This window comes from Enterobacter cloacae complex sp. 342H5, from assembly GCF_050030905.1.
GTDB classification, from domain to species: Bacteria; Pseudomonadota; Gammaproteobacteria; order Enterobacterales; family Enterobacteriaceae; genus Enterobacter; species Enterobacter intestinihominis.
In genome coordinates, this window is the sequence record NZ_JBLGVB010000001.1 from 2,215,129 (window position 1) to 2,229,537 (window position 14,409).

The window sequence follows — 14,409 nt, forward strand, 5'->3', positions numbered from 1 at the left end:
TCATCTCGCAAAGGTATCATTTCAGTGCGAAATCATCGCCCTGAACAGGACGTAGCATTATGAAGACACATCCACAGTACGAACCCTGGTTGCAGGGCATGCTCATCATCGCTAAGCACTATCGGCTGGATTTTTCGGCGGAGCATGTTCGGGTCACGATTAACCATGAAAGCCAGTCTTCGCGCCAGCTGGTGCTGGAGGAGATGGCGCGCCAGCTTGGGCTGGGGATGCGTTGGGTAGCGGCGGAAGCCGTATCGCTCGACCCGTGGCGCTTACCGCTGCTGGCGGAGTTCACCGGCGGGCAAATCGCGGTCATCAACCGTATGGACAACGAAGGGAACATCAGCGTGCAGTTCAGCGGCGACGGCGGCCTGGAGACGACGCTGACGCGTGACGAACTCGGTTCGCGGTTAAAAGGGCTGATGGTACTGCGTCCCCTGGAGTCCACGCCGGATGCGCGCGTGGATGATTACATCAAACCCTATGAGAAAAACTGGTTCTGGCAGCTGGCGCTGAAAGACTGGCGTCGTTACAGCGATATTATGCTGGTGGCGCTGGTCGCCAACGTGCTGGCGCTCTCCGGCATGGTCTTTTCCATGCAGGTGTATGACAGGGTGGTGCCGTCCCAGTCGGAGGCCACGCTGTGGGTGCTGTTTGGCGGCGTGATGATCGCTATCGTGTTTGAATTCATCATGCGCATGCTGCGGGTGCATATTTCGGATGTGGTAGGGAAACGCGCCGACCTGCGTATTTCCGAGCGCGTGTTTGCCCACGCCCTGCGGATTAAAAACGGCGCACGGTCGAAATCGACCGGGTCGTTTATCGCCCAGATCCGCGAGCTGGAGTCGGTGCGGGAGCTGATCACCTCCACCACCATTGCAGCCATCTCCGATCTGCCGTTCTTCCTGCTGTTCGTCTTCATTCTGTGGATGATTGGCGGCCCGCTGGTGCTGGTGGTGCTGCTGGCCGTGCCGCTGCTGCTCATTCCCGGCCTGCTGGTGCAGCGCCCGCTGGGAAAACTCTCCAGCGAAGGGATGCGTGAATCGGCGATTCGTAACGCCACGCTGGTGGAAGCGGTGCAGGGGCTTGAGGACATCAAGCTGATGCGCGCCGAGCAGCGGTTCCAGAACCAGTGGAATAACACCAATGACGTTGCCGCCAGCGTCGGCATGAAACAGCGCTGGCTGACGGGGCTGCTGCTGACCTGGACCCAGGAGGTGCAATCTATCGTCTACGCCGTGGTGCTGCTGGTGGGCTGTTACCTGGTCATCAGCGGCGACATGACCACCGGTGCGCTGGTGGGCACCTCGATTCTGGCGTCCCGCACCATCGCGCCCCTGTCGCAGATTTCCGGCGTGCTCTCCCGCTGGCAGTCAGCAAAGGTGGCCCGCAAGGGACTGGATGACCTGATGCAGCGTCCGATTGACGATCCCCAGCACGGCAAAAAAGTGCATAAAGCCCACCTGCGCGGTGATTATCAGCTGGACGACGTCGGGTTTTATTACGACGAAGAAGAGAAGCTCACCGTGCTGAACGTCAGCAAACTGCGCATTCGCGCCGGGGAGCGCGTGGCGGTGCTCGGGCGGAATGGTTCGGGGAAAAGCACTTTGCTGCACCTGCTGGCGGGAATGCAGGAGCCACAGCAGGGCAGCATTTTGCTGGACGATATTGCTCTCAATCATCTTGACCCGGCTGACGTACGCCGCGATATGCAGCTGCTCAGTCAGCAGGCGAGGCTGTTCTTCGGCTCCGTACGCGACAACATCCTGATGGGTAATCCGCTAGCGACAGACGAGGAAATTCATCAGGCGCTGGTCAATAGCGGCGCGCTGGAGTTTGTGCGCAAGCAGAAAATGGGGCTGAACACCATCATCAACGAGGGCGGAATGGGGCTTTCCGGCGGGCAACGTCAGGCGCTGCTGCTGGCCCGCGCGCTGATCACCTCGCCGAATATTCTGCTGCTGGATGAACCCACCGCCTGGCTGGATGAGGTCAGCGAGAAGCAGTTTATCCAGCATCTGCACCAGTGGCTCGGTAAGCGCCGGACGCTGGTGGTGGCGACGCATCGTCTGCCGATTCTGGACCTGGTTGACCGCATCATCGTGCTGGAAAACGGCAAAGTGGTGATGGATGGCCCTCGTGATGCCATTTTACGCCAGCACGGAATGGCCCCGCAGCAGGCGCCGCAGCGCACGGTTAGACTGAAAACGGAGGGCGTGGCATGAATGATTTCTCCCGCTTTAATAGCCGACTGAAGGAGCCCCGCCTGCCGCGATCGTCGCTGGTGGCATGGTCGCTGTTTGCCCTGCTGGTGGTGTTTATTACCTGGGCCAGCCTGTTCCAGCTGGATGAGGTCACTACGGGCAGTGGCAAGGTGATCCCGTCCTCCCACGAGCAGGTGATCCAGTCCCTGGAAGGGGGGATTATCCACAGTCTGATGGTGCGCGAAGGCGATATCGTCGAGCGTGGTCAACAGCTTGCCCAACTGGACCGGACGAAAACCGAGTCCAGCGTGCTTGAGAGCGAGTCTCGATTAAATGCTGCGATGGCGACAGCCGCGCGTCTGAATGCTGAAGTGAACGACACCGGGCTGACATTCCCGGCAGAGCTGGATGACGACGTTGAGCTGGTTAAACAGGAAACGGCGCTTTACCAGTCTCGTCGCGAAAGCCTTGAAAAAGGGCTGGCGGGTTTACGCCAGGGAGCGGATCTCGTGCAGCGTGAACTGGCATTAACGCGCCCGCTGGTGACGCAGGGGGCAGCCAGTAAGGTCGAAGTCTTACGCCTTGAACGCCAAAAAAATGAGCTAGAGAGCAAAATCACCGAGATGAAAAACCAGTACTACGTTCGCGCCCGCGAAGAACTGGCGAAAGCGAACGCGGAAATCGAAGCGCAGCGTTCGGTGATGAAAGGGCGCGAAGACTCACTCACCCGCTTAACGTTTAATGCGCCGGTGCGTGGCATCGTGAAAGACATTGACGTGACGACGGTTGGCGGGGTGATCCCGCCGAACGGCAAACTGATGAGCCTGGTACCGCTTGATGACCAGATGGTGATAGAAGCGAAAATCTCGCCGCGCGATGTCGCGTTTATCCATCCCGGGCAAAAAGCGCTGGTGAAAATCACCGCTTATGACTATTCCATTTACGGCGGGCTGGAGGGGGAGGTGACGATGATTTCACCGGATACCCTTCAGGACGAGGTGAAACGGGATGTTTATTATTATCGCGTTTATATCCGTACAGACAGTAACCATCTGACTAACCGGCAGGGCAAGGAATTCCCGGTGTTTCCGGGCATGATAGCTACGGTTGATATCAAAACCGGCAGTAAATCCGTCATTGATTATCTGCTGAAACCGTTAAATAAGGCAAAAGAGGCGCTGCGCGAGCGATAAAAAAGGCGTTCAGCAAGCCGAACGCCCGTCAGATCAGAGTGTAGACGTCATGTTGACAGCATGGCGTCGTTCTTTTGGTACCACATTGATGTAATGTGTGACATAGGCAAAATATAAACCGGCATAATTTTCGACAAGTTCGATAAATGCCGGATAAATGGACATCCGGCCATCGCCGCGATCTTTAAGATAACCTGCCTCCTGTGCCGATTTGATAATGCGGTTGACGTGAATACGCGAGACGAAAAATTCTTTTGCAAGTGTACTGGCTGAATACGCTATTATGGCACCGTATGCTGTTTTGTTTTTAATGGCCTGCAAATAGAGATAGAGCATAATCATTCGGCCACCATCCTTATCAATAAATAAACCCACCTCCGGAAGTACTTTACTGAATGTTAATCCGCGGAAAAGGTATTCTGCGGCGCGCCGGAAAAAGTTGTGCCTGAGTGTGTCATTGTCCAGAAGATTAACATTAATGTTGAATGTCGGATAAAGAATGCTAACAGGCGTGAACGCCCCGGACATATAGCGTTTAAGCTCATCCAGTCCTTTTTCCGTAGGCGCGATTTTTGTTTTTCTCCGATCTTCGGTACAGCGCCAGGTCTTAATTCGCCCGGTGGTTTTAAGTATGGTGATGATCGCAATAACGCTGTTAGGGCTGGCGATATTATAGCGTGAGCACAGTGCCTTAATCTCCGAGACCGACTCAGCCTGATTGCCAAAAACAAAACAACATATTGAGAGTATAATATTGAACCGTGATTCCTGAAGCATCGTTTTGTAGAACAGGGGCTGTTTTTTATAAATGGCGTCATTGATTCTGTAATGTTCTATTATAGCTTCACTAAATCGCGGGTTGTTTTTAATGACATCCCGTCGATGTAGCAAAGCTCTGGATGAGATGTGATTATCCATAGCATTTTCTCTTTTTTGTCTGAGCCGATGAGAAGAAGTGTCCGGACTTCTTTTTCGGAATTTTCATTATACCTTGAGAAAGTCCTGGTTACTGTTGTTATATGAAAAGAAAATGATATTTATGCTGCATATGGATGAGTCGGTTGATTAACGCAAAGATGTTCATGTGCATAACATTGATAACGGTTTATTAACCAAATGGGGTGCGGTAAAATTATTCAACGCGACAAGGAGTATTGGCTTTAATTACATATGGGAATGATGTTTGTATTCTCAGGAGCAGGTTATGTCTCAAAATTCACCTTCTGTGCAAGGTACTTGCTACAAGCAACGGTTTGTTATTTCAGCCTGCGGTTTCACCTTTGAAGGGTATAGTCTGCTTCTGAAATCTCGAGGCGTACACGCCACGCGACTCCATTTTGAAGAGGATGAAATATGTTCCGTTGACGTTGAAAAAATGATGGAAAATCAATCGCCCGAGGTTTCGGTTTTCCTTGGTCGTGACGTTGCTACTTTTCTTGAAAGCCTGAAGCGCTTGGTATCCGTTCTGAATGCACTGCCGGTGATTTGCAGGGTCACCCTGTATGGTGCACTACCTGAGCGATGGCTTAATGCAACGTTGAGAAGTCTCGTTAATAATACAAAAAAGCTTTCCACGATCAGGGTAGAGAATATTACAGAAATAATGGGCTTTGTAAAAAATGAGACAGATGAGCGTGCTGGCCCTTCACGCTTGTTGCGTAACGTACCGGACAAGGAGGGTAAAGAAAATTTGCATGGGTTAACACATCGCGAGTTAACCGTGCTACTGAATTTCTATCGGGGTATTTCCATAAAAGAGCAGAGTAAGAGGTTAGGGCTGTCAGATAAAACTATTTATACCCATCGCAAGGTGGGTTTGGGTAAATTATATATTATCAGAGTATGGTTTAGCGACTCTCGCGTTTTCAGAGATGAGGTTTGTGCAGGAAAAAATAAAACAAAAGTGTTTTCGGAAACGGAAATAGATATATTACAAGCGTTACATAAACGGGAAATCTTTGCGGCTTATCAAATTATCACTGATAGTGATAAAAAAGGAGTTGGATTTGAAATCCTGCTGCGCTGGCATAAAAAAGGTGAGATCCTGAAGCCAGCCTATTTTCTGGGAGGGATAAAAAATAGTGAAATATGGCTCAAGCTAACGGCGTTAGTCATCCATGCGGCCGTATCAGGTATCAATAAATACAATGGAAAATATTATTTTTCAGTTAACATTCCTCCTCAACTTGCTTCGGGAAACGCGCTGCCGGGGATGGCCAAAAAGGCCGTCGAAATGTTATTCAAACCGCAGTGGGCCGGGAAACTGGTCTTTGAAGTAGCTGAAACGATTGACGTAACAAAGGATAAAAATATTCCCGAAACACTCCAGCGTTTACGCGCCGAGGGATGTCGGCTTTTTCTGGATGACTGTTTTTCAAAATATCATGCTATGCTGCCCATCAGACTGATTAATGTTGATGGACTAAAGCTTGATCGCGATATTGTTGAGCACTTTGTAGCTAACGACAAAGACTATAGCATTATTAAAGCGATACAGGTTTACAGCGACATGACGGGGACCGAATGCGTTGCGGAAGGCGTCGATAGCGAAGAAAAATTTGAAAAACTTGTCGCGTTAGGGGTTAAGCGATTCCAGGGTTATTATCTTTCCCGCGCGGTTAAAGAAGAAGAGTTGGATCGAATGGTACGGCTATTTAGTTAACGGCTTCACTATGCTGGTGGTACGACAGACTACAGTATTCGACCACCAGTAAAAAACACTCACTCACCGTCGCAATAGTGTATTCTCAGATATCATCACGCGTAAAGCCGACAACAATTTCAAGTGTGTTGCGAATGACATCGCAGGCTTCAGGCTCCTCGGTAATTTCAAGGGCGTGAATCAGTTGCAGGATGATCTCTTTATTCGAAAGGTTGTCACCGGTCAGCATAATACAGCGTATTGCCGAGCCTAACACTTCAACTTCACCACTGAGATGCTTTCCAGCATTAAGAAAGTGTTCCGCCAGTCCTTTATCGTGCAGGGCTTCAAAATTATACGTCTGGTGCATAGTCGCTTTACTCATGGTGGTCACCGTCTCGGTTAAAATTAGTGTTTCTTATTTGGGCTCAGAAGCGTGTTGTGAGTAAAGAGAGAGCGCATGCGGCCAATATCATAATCGCCCATCACTCTTCCCCGGTCGTGCGATACGCCGGTTACACGCTGGCGCACTTCATCTTCAGCGGCAATCAATGCATTTTTACGCTCATCATTTGATTCAACGTTAGCCATCGCCTGCAGGCGATTAGCAAGAGACGCAAAGGTAATAGGTCCGTTCTCTTTCAGTATGGATAATACGGCCTCACCGATAAGGTCATCCTTAAGTCGTTCAAATTTAGTTCTATGCATAGCTTAATCTCACTCTGCTACACGCGGCTGTAGCATGGGGTTAGTCATCGCATCCAGATGCTCTATTCTCACTCAGCATGACTAACTTAGTAAGTTAAAAACAGTGTTCAGGTTAACGCTCGAAGAAGAGGGCTATCAAACCGTTATAGTGCGCTTTCTCTACGTCAGACGTTGATTCTTCAATTCTGCGCAACAGCTTTGTACAAATTGTCATTCTGCTCAGTTGTACATTTTCTTTGATGATCTCACTGACGATGGCACCAAGGGTTTCCTGCTGTGTTGGGACGTTATCCTTGTTAAAATACAAGGTTATAGCGCTTTCTGCTGTAGAGGGAGCATGGTTGCGACGCATAATTTTCCACCGTTGACAAACAATTTTGTAACATCACTGGCATCGAATTTATACTATCCGGTCAAATCTGTACATCTAAATTGTACAAGTTTTTCGTGCGGTTCGGAGATTTGTCATAAGAACTATCAAAATTAGGGGGGAAGAGAGGGAGAAAAACGTGGGGCATAGAAAAGGCCCCGGAGGGCCTGAAATTATTTCCGTCCCAGCAGAAGTCCCAGAACGATGCCTACCGCACCCGCAGCGATTAAGCCCGTTAACGGGTTATTTCTGACGGCTTCAGTAACATCCGAGACGGCATCACTGGCCTGAGCAGCATATTTTTTCGCTGCACCTTTCACCTGATGTTTAGGGGAATCAACGAATTCACCAAACTGCTGCTGCGCAGAGCCGGATAATTCATCAAGTTTGTTTTTGGCTTTATCGCCAGCGTATTGTGCATTTTTATCAGTGTCGAAATCAGACATTCCAGCCTCCTTTTGTTGATAGTCTAAGGATAGACGCTGATGGCAAGAGTGAGAGAGAATTCGCTAAAATCGACGCCTGATTACCTCTTTTTAGGATATGTCTTTCTTACATGTCCACCATAACGCCCTAAGGATGGAGTGGATAAATATTTCCCTCGCCGTCTCTGTCTACGTAGCGGGAAGAGACTATTTCTCTCGTGCGTTAGCGCGAAAGGTAATGTAATAGCCAAGGGATGCGGCCAGGCACAGCATATAGCCGAACGATTCCGAACCTTCCTCCACGGCGTTTTTCACGACACGCATATAGCCATGCTCCAGAATGGCGTGCCACAGCACCTGCATTCCAAAGAGACGGGAGAAGACCAGTACAGCCAGCAGGCCGCTCAACAGAATACCGTACCAGGGGGACTGCGTGTATTTTGCCAGCTGTTCCAGGGTAGCGCGAAAATGCATAACGGGGCGAATTAAAGCCAGCAGAGCGGTAATCAGCGCGAACCACACCCAACTCCCATGAGAAATGAGGTCAAAAAGCGCGTCCAGTTCACGAATTAACATCGTCAGGAAAAAACCGCCAATCAGAATATTACAGTAACGCATGGATTCATCCATTTTCGCCAGACGAAAATGGAGAAAAACGATAGTCGCTAATACCGTTTCCTGCATAATTTCGGTCAGTGATAATTCCGGAATATCATGGCCGACAAACCGCATATCGACCCAAAGACAAAGTATAATAAGCGCGCATGCGACCGCCGCGCCAACAAAGAATAAAAAGCTCTTTAGTACAATCATTAACACCACCATTTTGTTTGTAGCAGTATGTTAGGTGACGAGAATGTTATTTCTGTTCACATCGTGCCATATAAGTGCGGAATTTTAACATTACGAGCTAAATAGGATTCGTAGCGGCCAGAATAAACCCTAAATATCTTTTGTTCCTTGCCGGCGATGTGCTCATTGCAGCGTCTCTATCTTGTGGTTTACAGGGCAATAACATACGAGGTACCATACCCCCCTATAGTATCAGGAGGGCGTATGCCGCATTCACCCGAAGATAAAAAACGTATTCTGACCCGCGTCCGCCGCATTCGAGGCCAGGTTGATGCCCTTGAACGCGCCCTGGAGTCGGGCGATCCCTGTCTCGCCATTCTGCAGCAAATAGCCGCCGTGCGCGGTGCTGCCAATGGCCTGATGGGTGAAATGGTTGAAATTCACCTCAAAGATGAGCTGGTGACGGGGGAGACCACCCCGGATCAGCGGGCAGTGCGGATGGCGGAAGTCGGCCATTTGCTGCGCTCTTATCTAAAATAAACCCACACACCTCACAACAAGGGAAAGACATCATGAAATCTCGCGCAGCTGTCGCGTTCGGCCCAGGCCAGCCGCTGAAAATCGTTGAAATTGATGTTGCTCCGCCGAAGAAAGGCGAAGTGCTGATCAAAATTACTCACACCGGCGTCTGCCATACCGATGCGTTTACCCTCTCCGGTGACGATCCGGAAGGCGTATTCCCGGCGGTGCTCGGCCACGAAGGGGGCGGTGTGGTGGTGGAAGTGGGTGAAGGCGTTACCAGCCTGAAGCCCGGCGACCATGTGATCCCGCTCTACACCGCAGAGTGCGGCGAGTGTAAGTTCTGCAAATCCGGCAAAACTAACCTCTGTCAGGCAGTGCGCGCCACGCAGGGCAAAGGTCTTATGCCGGACGGTACCACCCGTTTCTCCTATAACGGCGAGCCAATCTATCACTACATGGGGACCAGCACCTTCAGCGAATACACGGTGTGCGCCGAGATCTCACTGGCGAAAGTTAACCCGCAGGCCCCGCTGGATAAAGTCTGTCTGCTCGGCTGCGGTGTCACCACCGGTATCGGCGCGGTGCATAACACGGCGAAAGTGAAAGAGGGTGACACCGTGGCGGTGTTCGGCCTGGGCGGGATCGGTCTGGCGGTCATCCAGGGCGCGGTACAGGCGAAAGCTGGGCGTATCATTGCTGTGGATACCAACCCGGAGAAATTTAAGCTCGCAGGTGAGATGGGGGCGACCGACTTCATCAACCCGAAAGACTACGACAAACCGGTTCAGGACGTGATCGTTGAGCTGACCGACGGCGGCGTGGATTTCAGCTTCGAATGTATCGGCAACGTCAACGTGATGCGCTCAGCGCTGGAGTGCTGCCACAAAGGCTGGGGTGAGAGCATCATTATCGGTGTGGCCGGCGCGGGTCAGGAGATTAAAACCCGTCCCTTCCAGCTGGTGACAGGGCGCGTATGGCGCGGGTCGGCATTTGGCGGCGTGAAAGGCCGTACACAGCTGCCGGGCATGGTTGAAGATGCGATGGTCGGCAAAATTCAGCTCGACCCGTTCATTACGCACCGCCTGCCGCTGGAGCAGATCAACGAAGCTTTCGATCTGATGCACGAAGGAAAATCCATTCGTACCGTCATCCATTTCGGCGACAACTGATTATTCTGCCAGCGGTTTTTCCCGCTGGCATTTCTTCCCTGATCTTCTCTAAAGTGTGACCTGTCTGGCGCTTTTAGGCGTAATCTAATTCCCCGCTGTGCCGATGACTCTTTTACAGGCGTGTTTTTACGCATCTTACCTATAAGAGAGTCGACGGTCATGGACAACACAACATCGATGCAGGCGCAGCACAAGCTGAGTTTCTTGCATCACATCCGGCTGGTTCCGCTGTTTTCCTCCATTCTCGGTGGCATTATTCTCCTGTTTGCCTTGAGCTCGGGTCTGGCAGGCTATTTCCTGCTCCAGGCCGATAACGATCAGCAGGATGTCACAGCAGAAATCCAGGTGCGCACCGGTCTGTCAAACAGTTCCAACCATTTACGCACCGCCCGTATCAACATGATCCACGCGGGGGCGGCGAGCCGCATCGCGGAGATGGAGGCGATGAAGCAAAACATCGCTGAGGCTGAGACCCGCATCAGGCAGTCGCAGGATGGATTTGCCGCCTATATGAAGCGCACCGTTCGCACTCAGGCTGATGAAGCGCTGGATGGCGATCTGAAAGCCCGCTATGACGCCTACATCGCCGGTATGCAGCCGATGCTGAAATATGCCAAAAACGGCATGTTTGAAGCCATTATCAACCATGAAAATGAGACCGCGCGTCCGCTGGACGATGCCTATAACGCGGTGTTGCTGAAGGCGATAAAAATCCGCACCGAACGCGCGAACGCACTGACGGCGCAGGCTCACACCCGCACCCGGCTGGGGCTGATGTTTATGTTCGGCGCGTTTGGCCTGGCGCTGGCGCTGGCGGTGATCACCTTTGTGGTGCTGCGCCGTACGGTGATAAACCCGCTTCAGCGAGCCGCTACGCGTATCGAAAATATCGCAAAAGGCGATTTGACCATGCCGGACGAACCGACCGGGCGCAGCGAAATTGGCCGCCTGACGCGCGATCTGCAAACAATGCAGCACGCGCTGGTGACAACCGTGGGCACAGTGCGGCAGGGGGCGGAGGAGATCTACCGGGGAACCAGTGAGATCTCCGCGGGTAATACCGATCTCTCATCCCGAACCGAACAGCAGGCGGCGGCCATCGAACAGACGGCGGCCAGCATGGAGCAGCTCACCGCGACGGTGAAGCAAAACGCCGATAACGCGCATCATGCGAGTAAACTTGCAGAAGATGCCTCCGGTAAGGCCAGCCGCGGGGGGCAGATGGTCTCCGGCGTGGTGAAAACCATGGGTAATATTTCCACCAGCTCGAAGAAGATCTCTGAAATTACCGCCGTGATTAACAGCATCGCGTTCCAGACCAATATTCTCGCGCTCAATGCGGCGGTCGAGGCGGCGCGTGCGGGTGAACAAGGACGCGGCTTTGCGGTCGTGGCGAGTGAAGTCCGCACCCTGGCAAGCCGCAGCGCGAACGCGGCGAAAGAGATTGAAAGCCTGATTAATGAATCGGTGTCGCTTATCGATCAGGGTTCCGGGGAGGTGGTTGCGGCGGGCAATACCATGAATGAGATCGTCGAGGCGGTTAAACGCGTCACCGATATTATGCTGGAGATTGCGGCCGCGTCCGATGAGCAGAGCCGCGGCATCGTTCAGGTGAGCCAGGCGATTTCCGAGATGGATAAGGTGACGCAGCAGAATGCCTCGCTGGTGGAAGAAGCCTCTGCGGCGGCGGCCTCGCTGGAAGAGCAGGGCGCGCGTCTGACGGAAGCCGTTGGCGCGTTTCGTCTCAATGGGGCACGAGCAGGAAGGACTGCTGCCGCAACCGCAGCAAAACCCGCGCCTTTAACCCCGGCGGCGACTGTCTCAGGTGATAACTGGGAAACGTTCTGAGTAAGACAGACCCGCCCTCGCGGCGGGTTCTGCGTTTAGGGTCAGAGAGGCATTGACTTACGAATGGCGCTTAACAGCGTTTGGGCGCCTTCAGAGAGCGGGGCATCTACCCGCGTCAGGATCCCAATGGGTTCTCCTGCGCCGGGTGAGGTTACCGGCAGCGCGGTGAGCACGCCGCGTCGCAGATCGTCCTTCACCGCGCCGGACGGCACAAACCACACGTAGTCATAATCCACCGTCAGCTGGCGTGAAAGAGACGCCGAGAGCGTTTCAATACACCCTGAAGGCAGCGTGCAGCCCTGCATTTGCAGCAACGCTTCCGCATTCTGACGCGGAACCGTTCCTTTCGGGGAGACTACCACCGGCCACTCCATTACGCGGCTTAACGTGACGGTATCCTGCAGCAGGGGGTGATTCGGACGCACGACCAGCTTCAGTGATTCCAGGAACAGCAGTTCGTAATTCAGGCCGCTCATCAGTTCCGGATCGGACATCCGGCCAATGCCCAGATCGAGCTCCCCTGACTTCAGGCCCGCCAGCAGCATGGTGTTATTCATGGTCGCGACCTGAAGCGTGGCGTGCTTTTGCTGGCGGTGGAACTGGCCGATCGCCGCAGGCAATATGCCCAGCGCCGCCGTTGGCAGTGCCCCCACGCGCACGATGTCGCTGGCCTGCTCTTCTTTACGGTTTAAGGCCTGACCGGCGGTATTGAGGGCATCAAGAACTTTAACGGCATGCGTCAGGAACTGTTCGCCTACGAGCGTAAGCTGAGCGCCCAGACGGCCGCGGTCGAACAGACGGGTTCCGGTAAGCTGTTCCAGTTCGTTCAGCGTTTTGGATAGTGCAGGCTGACTAAGGTTAAGGGTTTCAGCCGCTCGCCCCAGCGTTCCCTGTTGAGCGACGGCCACAAATGTATGCAAATGGCGCAAGCGTATGCGCTGACTGAACAGACCATTTTTTTCCATAGGCGATGTTAAAAACAGAGCGACGCGGGTGACAAGTTAAGTTGTTTGAATTTGATAACCTGATAGCAAAATATTTTTAACATTTGATCTGTTTGAGTTACAACTGTTTTTCGAAAACGCCCATGCTTTGACCACTCGTCTGCCTGGATCACAATTTGTAAATTCTTCCCAACGAAAAGAACGGGCTTCTCTACACTCCAGGTAGTATTCACTGGAGGCATGACATCATGGCGAACACCATCACGGCTGATGATATTCGGGAACACTTTTCGCAGGCTATGTCGGCGATGTACCAGCAGGAAGTTCCGCAGTACGGCACCTTGCTGGAACTGGTGGCGGACGTTAACCTGGCGGTTCTGGAAAATAACCCACTTTTACATGAACAACTGGCAAATGCAGACGAACTGGCGCGCCTGAATGTTGAACGTCACGGTGCGATCCGCGTTGGCACCGCGCAGGAGCTTTCCACCCTGCGCCGGATCTTCGCCATTATGGGCATGTACCCGGTCAGCTACTACGATCTCTCCCAGGCGGGCGTGCCCGTCCACTCGACGGCGTTTCGTCCGACTGACGATGCGGCGCTCTGCCGTAATCCGTTTCGCATTTTTACCTCGCTGCTGCGCCTGGAGCTGATTGAAAACGTTGCGCTGCGCGAAAGGGCGGCAGAGATCCTCTCCCGGCGCAACATCTTTACGCCGCGCTGCCTGGACCTGATCGACCTGCATGATGTACAGGGACACTTTACCGAGGCACAGGCGCGCGAATTTGTGCAGGAAGCCTTAGAAACCTTCCGCTGGCATCGCCATGCGACGGTCGATCAGGAAACCTATCTGGCGCTTAGCAACGAACATCGCCTGATAGCCGACGTGGTCTGTTTCCCGGGGTGCCATATCAACCATCTCACGCCGCGCACGCTGGATATCGACCGGGTACAGGAGCTGATGCCGAAGTACGGCATTGAGCCGAAAATCCTGATTGAAGGCCCGCCGCGCCGCGAGGTGCCGATCCTCCTGCGCCAGACCAGCTTTAAGGCGCTGGAAGAGCCGGTGCTTTTCGCGGGAGAACACAAGGGTACGCATACCGCGCGTTTCGGTGAGATTGAGCAGCGGGGCGTGGCCCTTACGCCGAAAGGGCGCGAGCTGTACGACCGTCTGTTAAATCAGGCCGGGACCGGCAAAGACAACCTGACCCATCAGCTTCACCTGCGCGAGATCTTCAGCACCTTCCCGGACAGCGAAATGTTCCTGCGCCGTCAGGGGCTGGCTTATTTCCGCTACCGTCTGACTCCGACAGGTGAGGCGCATCGCCACGCGTTTCGTCCCGGCGACGATCCGCAGCCGCTGATCGAACGCGGCTGGGTTGTGGCGCAGCCGATCACCTATGAGGATTTTCTGCCCGTCAGCGCGGCGGGGATTTTCCAGTCGAATCTTGGCAATGAAACGCAGGCGCGCAGCCACGGCAATGCCAGCCGCAATGCCTTCGAAGCCGCGCTCGGCTGTGCGGTGTACGACGAGTTTACGCTTTACGAGGAGGCGGAAGCGCGCAGCAAACAGCGTTGCGGTTTGCTCTGAA

General features: G+C 53.1%; 14 protein-coding genes. 7 read left to right on the forward strand and 7 right to left on the reverse strand.

Features of this window, described 5'->3' with window-relative positions:
• The first annotated feature begins 59 nt into the window (after positions 1 to 59).
• Together ACQG03_RS10675 and ACQG03_RS10680 are read left to right on the forward strand one after the other, a co-directional pair.
• A complete protein-coding gene (locus ACQG03_RS10675; protein ID WP_063163078.1) occupies positions 60 to 2,225 on the forward strand; it encodes a type I secretion system permease/ATPase in 2,166 nt (721 codons plus the stop codon).
• Positions 2,222 to 3,397, forward strand: coding sequence for an HlyD family type I secretion periplasmic adaptor subunit (locus tag ACQG03_RS10680; RefSeq protein WP_022648066.1), 1,176 nt, complete (start codon positions 2,222 to 2,224; stop codon positions 3,395 to 3,397). The genes ACQG03_RS10675 and ACQG03_RS10680 overlap by 4 nt, the downstream gene beginning before the upstream one ends.
• Positions 3,398 to 3,430: 33 nt before the next feature.
• Here the strand turns inward: ACQG03_RS10680 and ACQG03_RS10685 are convergent, their stop codons facing one another.
• Positions 3,431 to 4,315 (reverse strand): hypothetical protein, encoded by an 885-nt coding sequence (locus ACQG03_RS10685; protein WP_023300064.1) that lies wholly within the window; start codon positions 4,313 to 4,315, stop codon positions 3,431 to 3,433.
• Between the two features lie 286 nt (positions 4,316 to 4,601).
• On the opposite strand from ACQG03_RS10685, the gene ACQG03_RS10690 reads away from it, so the two are divergent.
• Positions 4,602 to 6,059: an EAL domain-containing protein gene (locus ACQG03_RS10690; protein WP_063163077.1), complete on the forward strand. Its 1,458-nt coding sequence runs from the start codon at positions 4,602 to 4,604 to the stop codon at positions 6,057 to 6,059.
• 85 nt (positions 6,060 to 6,144) lie between these two features.
• Here ACQG03_RS10690 and ACQG03_RS10695 read toward each other — a convergent pair whose 3' ends face one another.
• From ACQG03_RS10695 to ACQG03_RS10715, 5 genes are all read right to left on the reverse strand, one after another.
• Positions 6,145 to 6,423, reverse strand: a complete 279-nt coding sequence (locus ACQG03_RS10695) for a biofilm development regulator YmgB/AriR family protein (protein WP_075208094.1) — start codon at positions 6,421 to 6,423, stop codon at positions 6,145 to 6,147.
• Between the two features lie 23 nt (positions 6,424 to 6,446).
• Complete coding sequence (locus ACQG03_RS10700) at positions 6,447 to 6,746, reverse strand: hypothetical protein (RefSeq protein WP_045622789.1); 300 nt, start codon at positions 6,744 to 6,746, stop codon at positions 6,447 to 6,449.
• A gap of 112 nt (positions 6,747 to 6,858) precedes the next feature.
• Complete coding sequence (gene ycgZ, locus ACQG03_RS10705; RefSeq protein WP_003857265.1) at positions 6,859 to 7,098, reverse strand: regulatory protein YcgZ; 240 nt, start codon at positions 7,096 to 7,098, stop codon at positions 6,859 to 6,861.
• Positions 7,099 to 7,289: 191 nt separating this feature from the next.
• Positions 7,290 to 7,562, reverse strand: a complete 273-nt coding sequence (locus tag ACQG03_RS10710; RefSeq protein ID WP_003857263.1) for a DUF883 family protein — start codon at positions 7,560 to 7,562, stop codon at positions 7,290 to 7,292.
• Positions 7,563 to 7,748: 186 nt separating this feature from the next.
• On the reverse strand, positions 7,749 to 8,354 hold the full coding sequence (locus ACQG03_RS10715) for a hypothetical protein (RefSeq protein ID WP_063163076.1): 606 nt from the start codon (positions 8,352 to 8,354) through the stop codon (positions 7,749 to 7,751).
• Positions 8,355 to 8,597: 243 nt separating this feature from the next.
• Between ACQG03_RS10715 and ACQG03_RS10720 the strand changes: the two genes are divergently transcribed.
• The 3 genes from ACQG03_RS10720 to ACQG03_RS10730 all read left to right on the forward strand — a co-directional run bounded on the left by ACQG03_RS10720 (position 8,598) and on the right by ACQG03_RS10730 (position 11,872).
• Positions 8,598 to 8,873: a metal/formaldehyde-sensitive transcriptional repressor gene (locus tag ACQG03_RS10720; protein WP_003857256.1), complete on the forward strand. Its 276-nt coding sequence runs from the start codon at positions 8,598 to 8,600 to the stop codon at positions 8,871 to 8,873.
• Positions 8,874 to 8,905: 32 nt separating this feature from the next.
• Positions 8,906 to 10,024 (forward strand): S-(hydroxymethyl)glutathione dehydrogenase/class III alcohol dehydrogenase, encoded by a 1,119-nt coding sequence (locus ACQG03_RS10725; RefSeq protein WP_017693450.1) that lies wholly within the window; start codon positions 8,906 to 8,908, stop codon positions 10,022 to 10,024.
• A gap of 159 nt (positions 10,025 to 10,183) precedes the next feature.
• Complete coding sequence (locus tag ACQG03_RS10730) at positions 10,184 to 11,872, forward strand: methyl-accepting chemotaxis protein (protein WP_063148861.1); 1,689 nt, start codon at positions 10,184 to 10,186, stop codon at positions 11,870 to 11,872.
• Between the two features lie 41 nt (positions 11,873 to 11,913).
• Here ACQG03_RS10730 and ACQG03_RS10735 read toward each other — a convergent pair whose 3' ends face one another.
• Positions 11,914 to 12,837 (reverse strand): LysR substrate-binding domain-containing protein, encoded by a 924-nt coding sequence (locus ACQG03_RS10735; protein ID WP_022648073.1) that lies wholly within the window; start codon positions 12,835 to 12,837, stop codon positions 11,914 to 11,916.
• A 227-nt stretch (positions 12,838 to 13,064) separates the two neighbouring features.
• On the opposite strand from ACQG03_RS10735, the gene hglS reads away from it, so the two are divergent.
• Positions 13,065 to 14,408, forward strand: a complete 1,344-nt coding sequence (gene hglS / locus ACQG03_RS10740) for a 2-oxoadipate dioxygenase/decarboxylase HglS (protein WP_022648074.1) — start codon at positions 13,065 to 13,067, stop codon at positions 14,406 to 14,408.
• The last annotated feature ends 1 nt before the right edge of the window (position 14,409 follow it).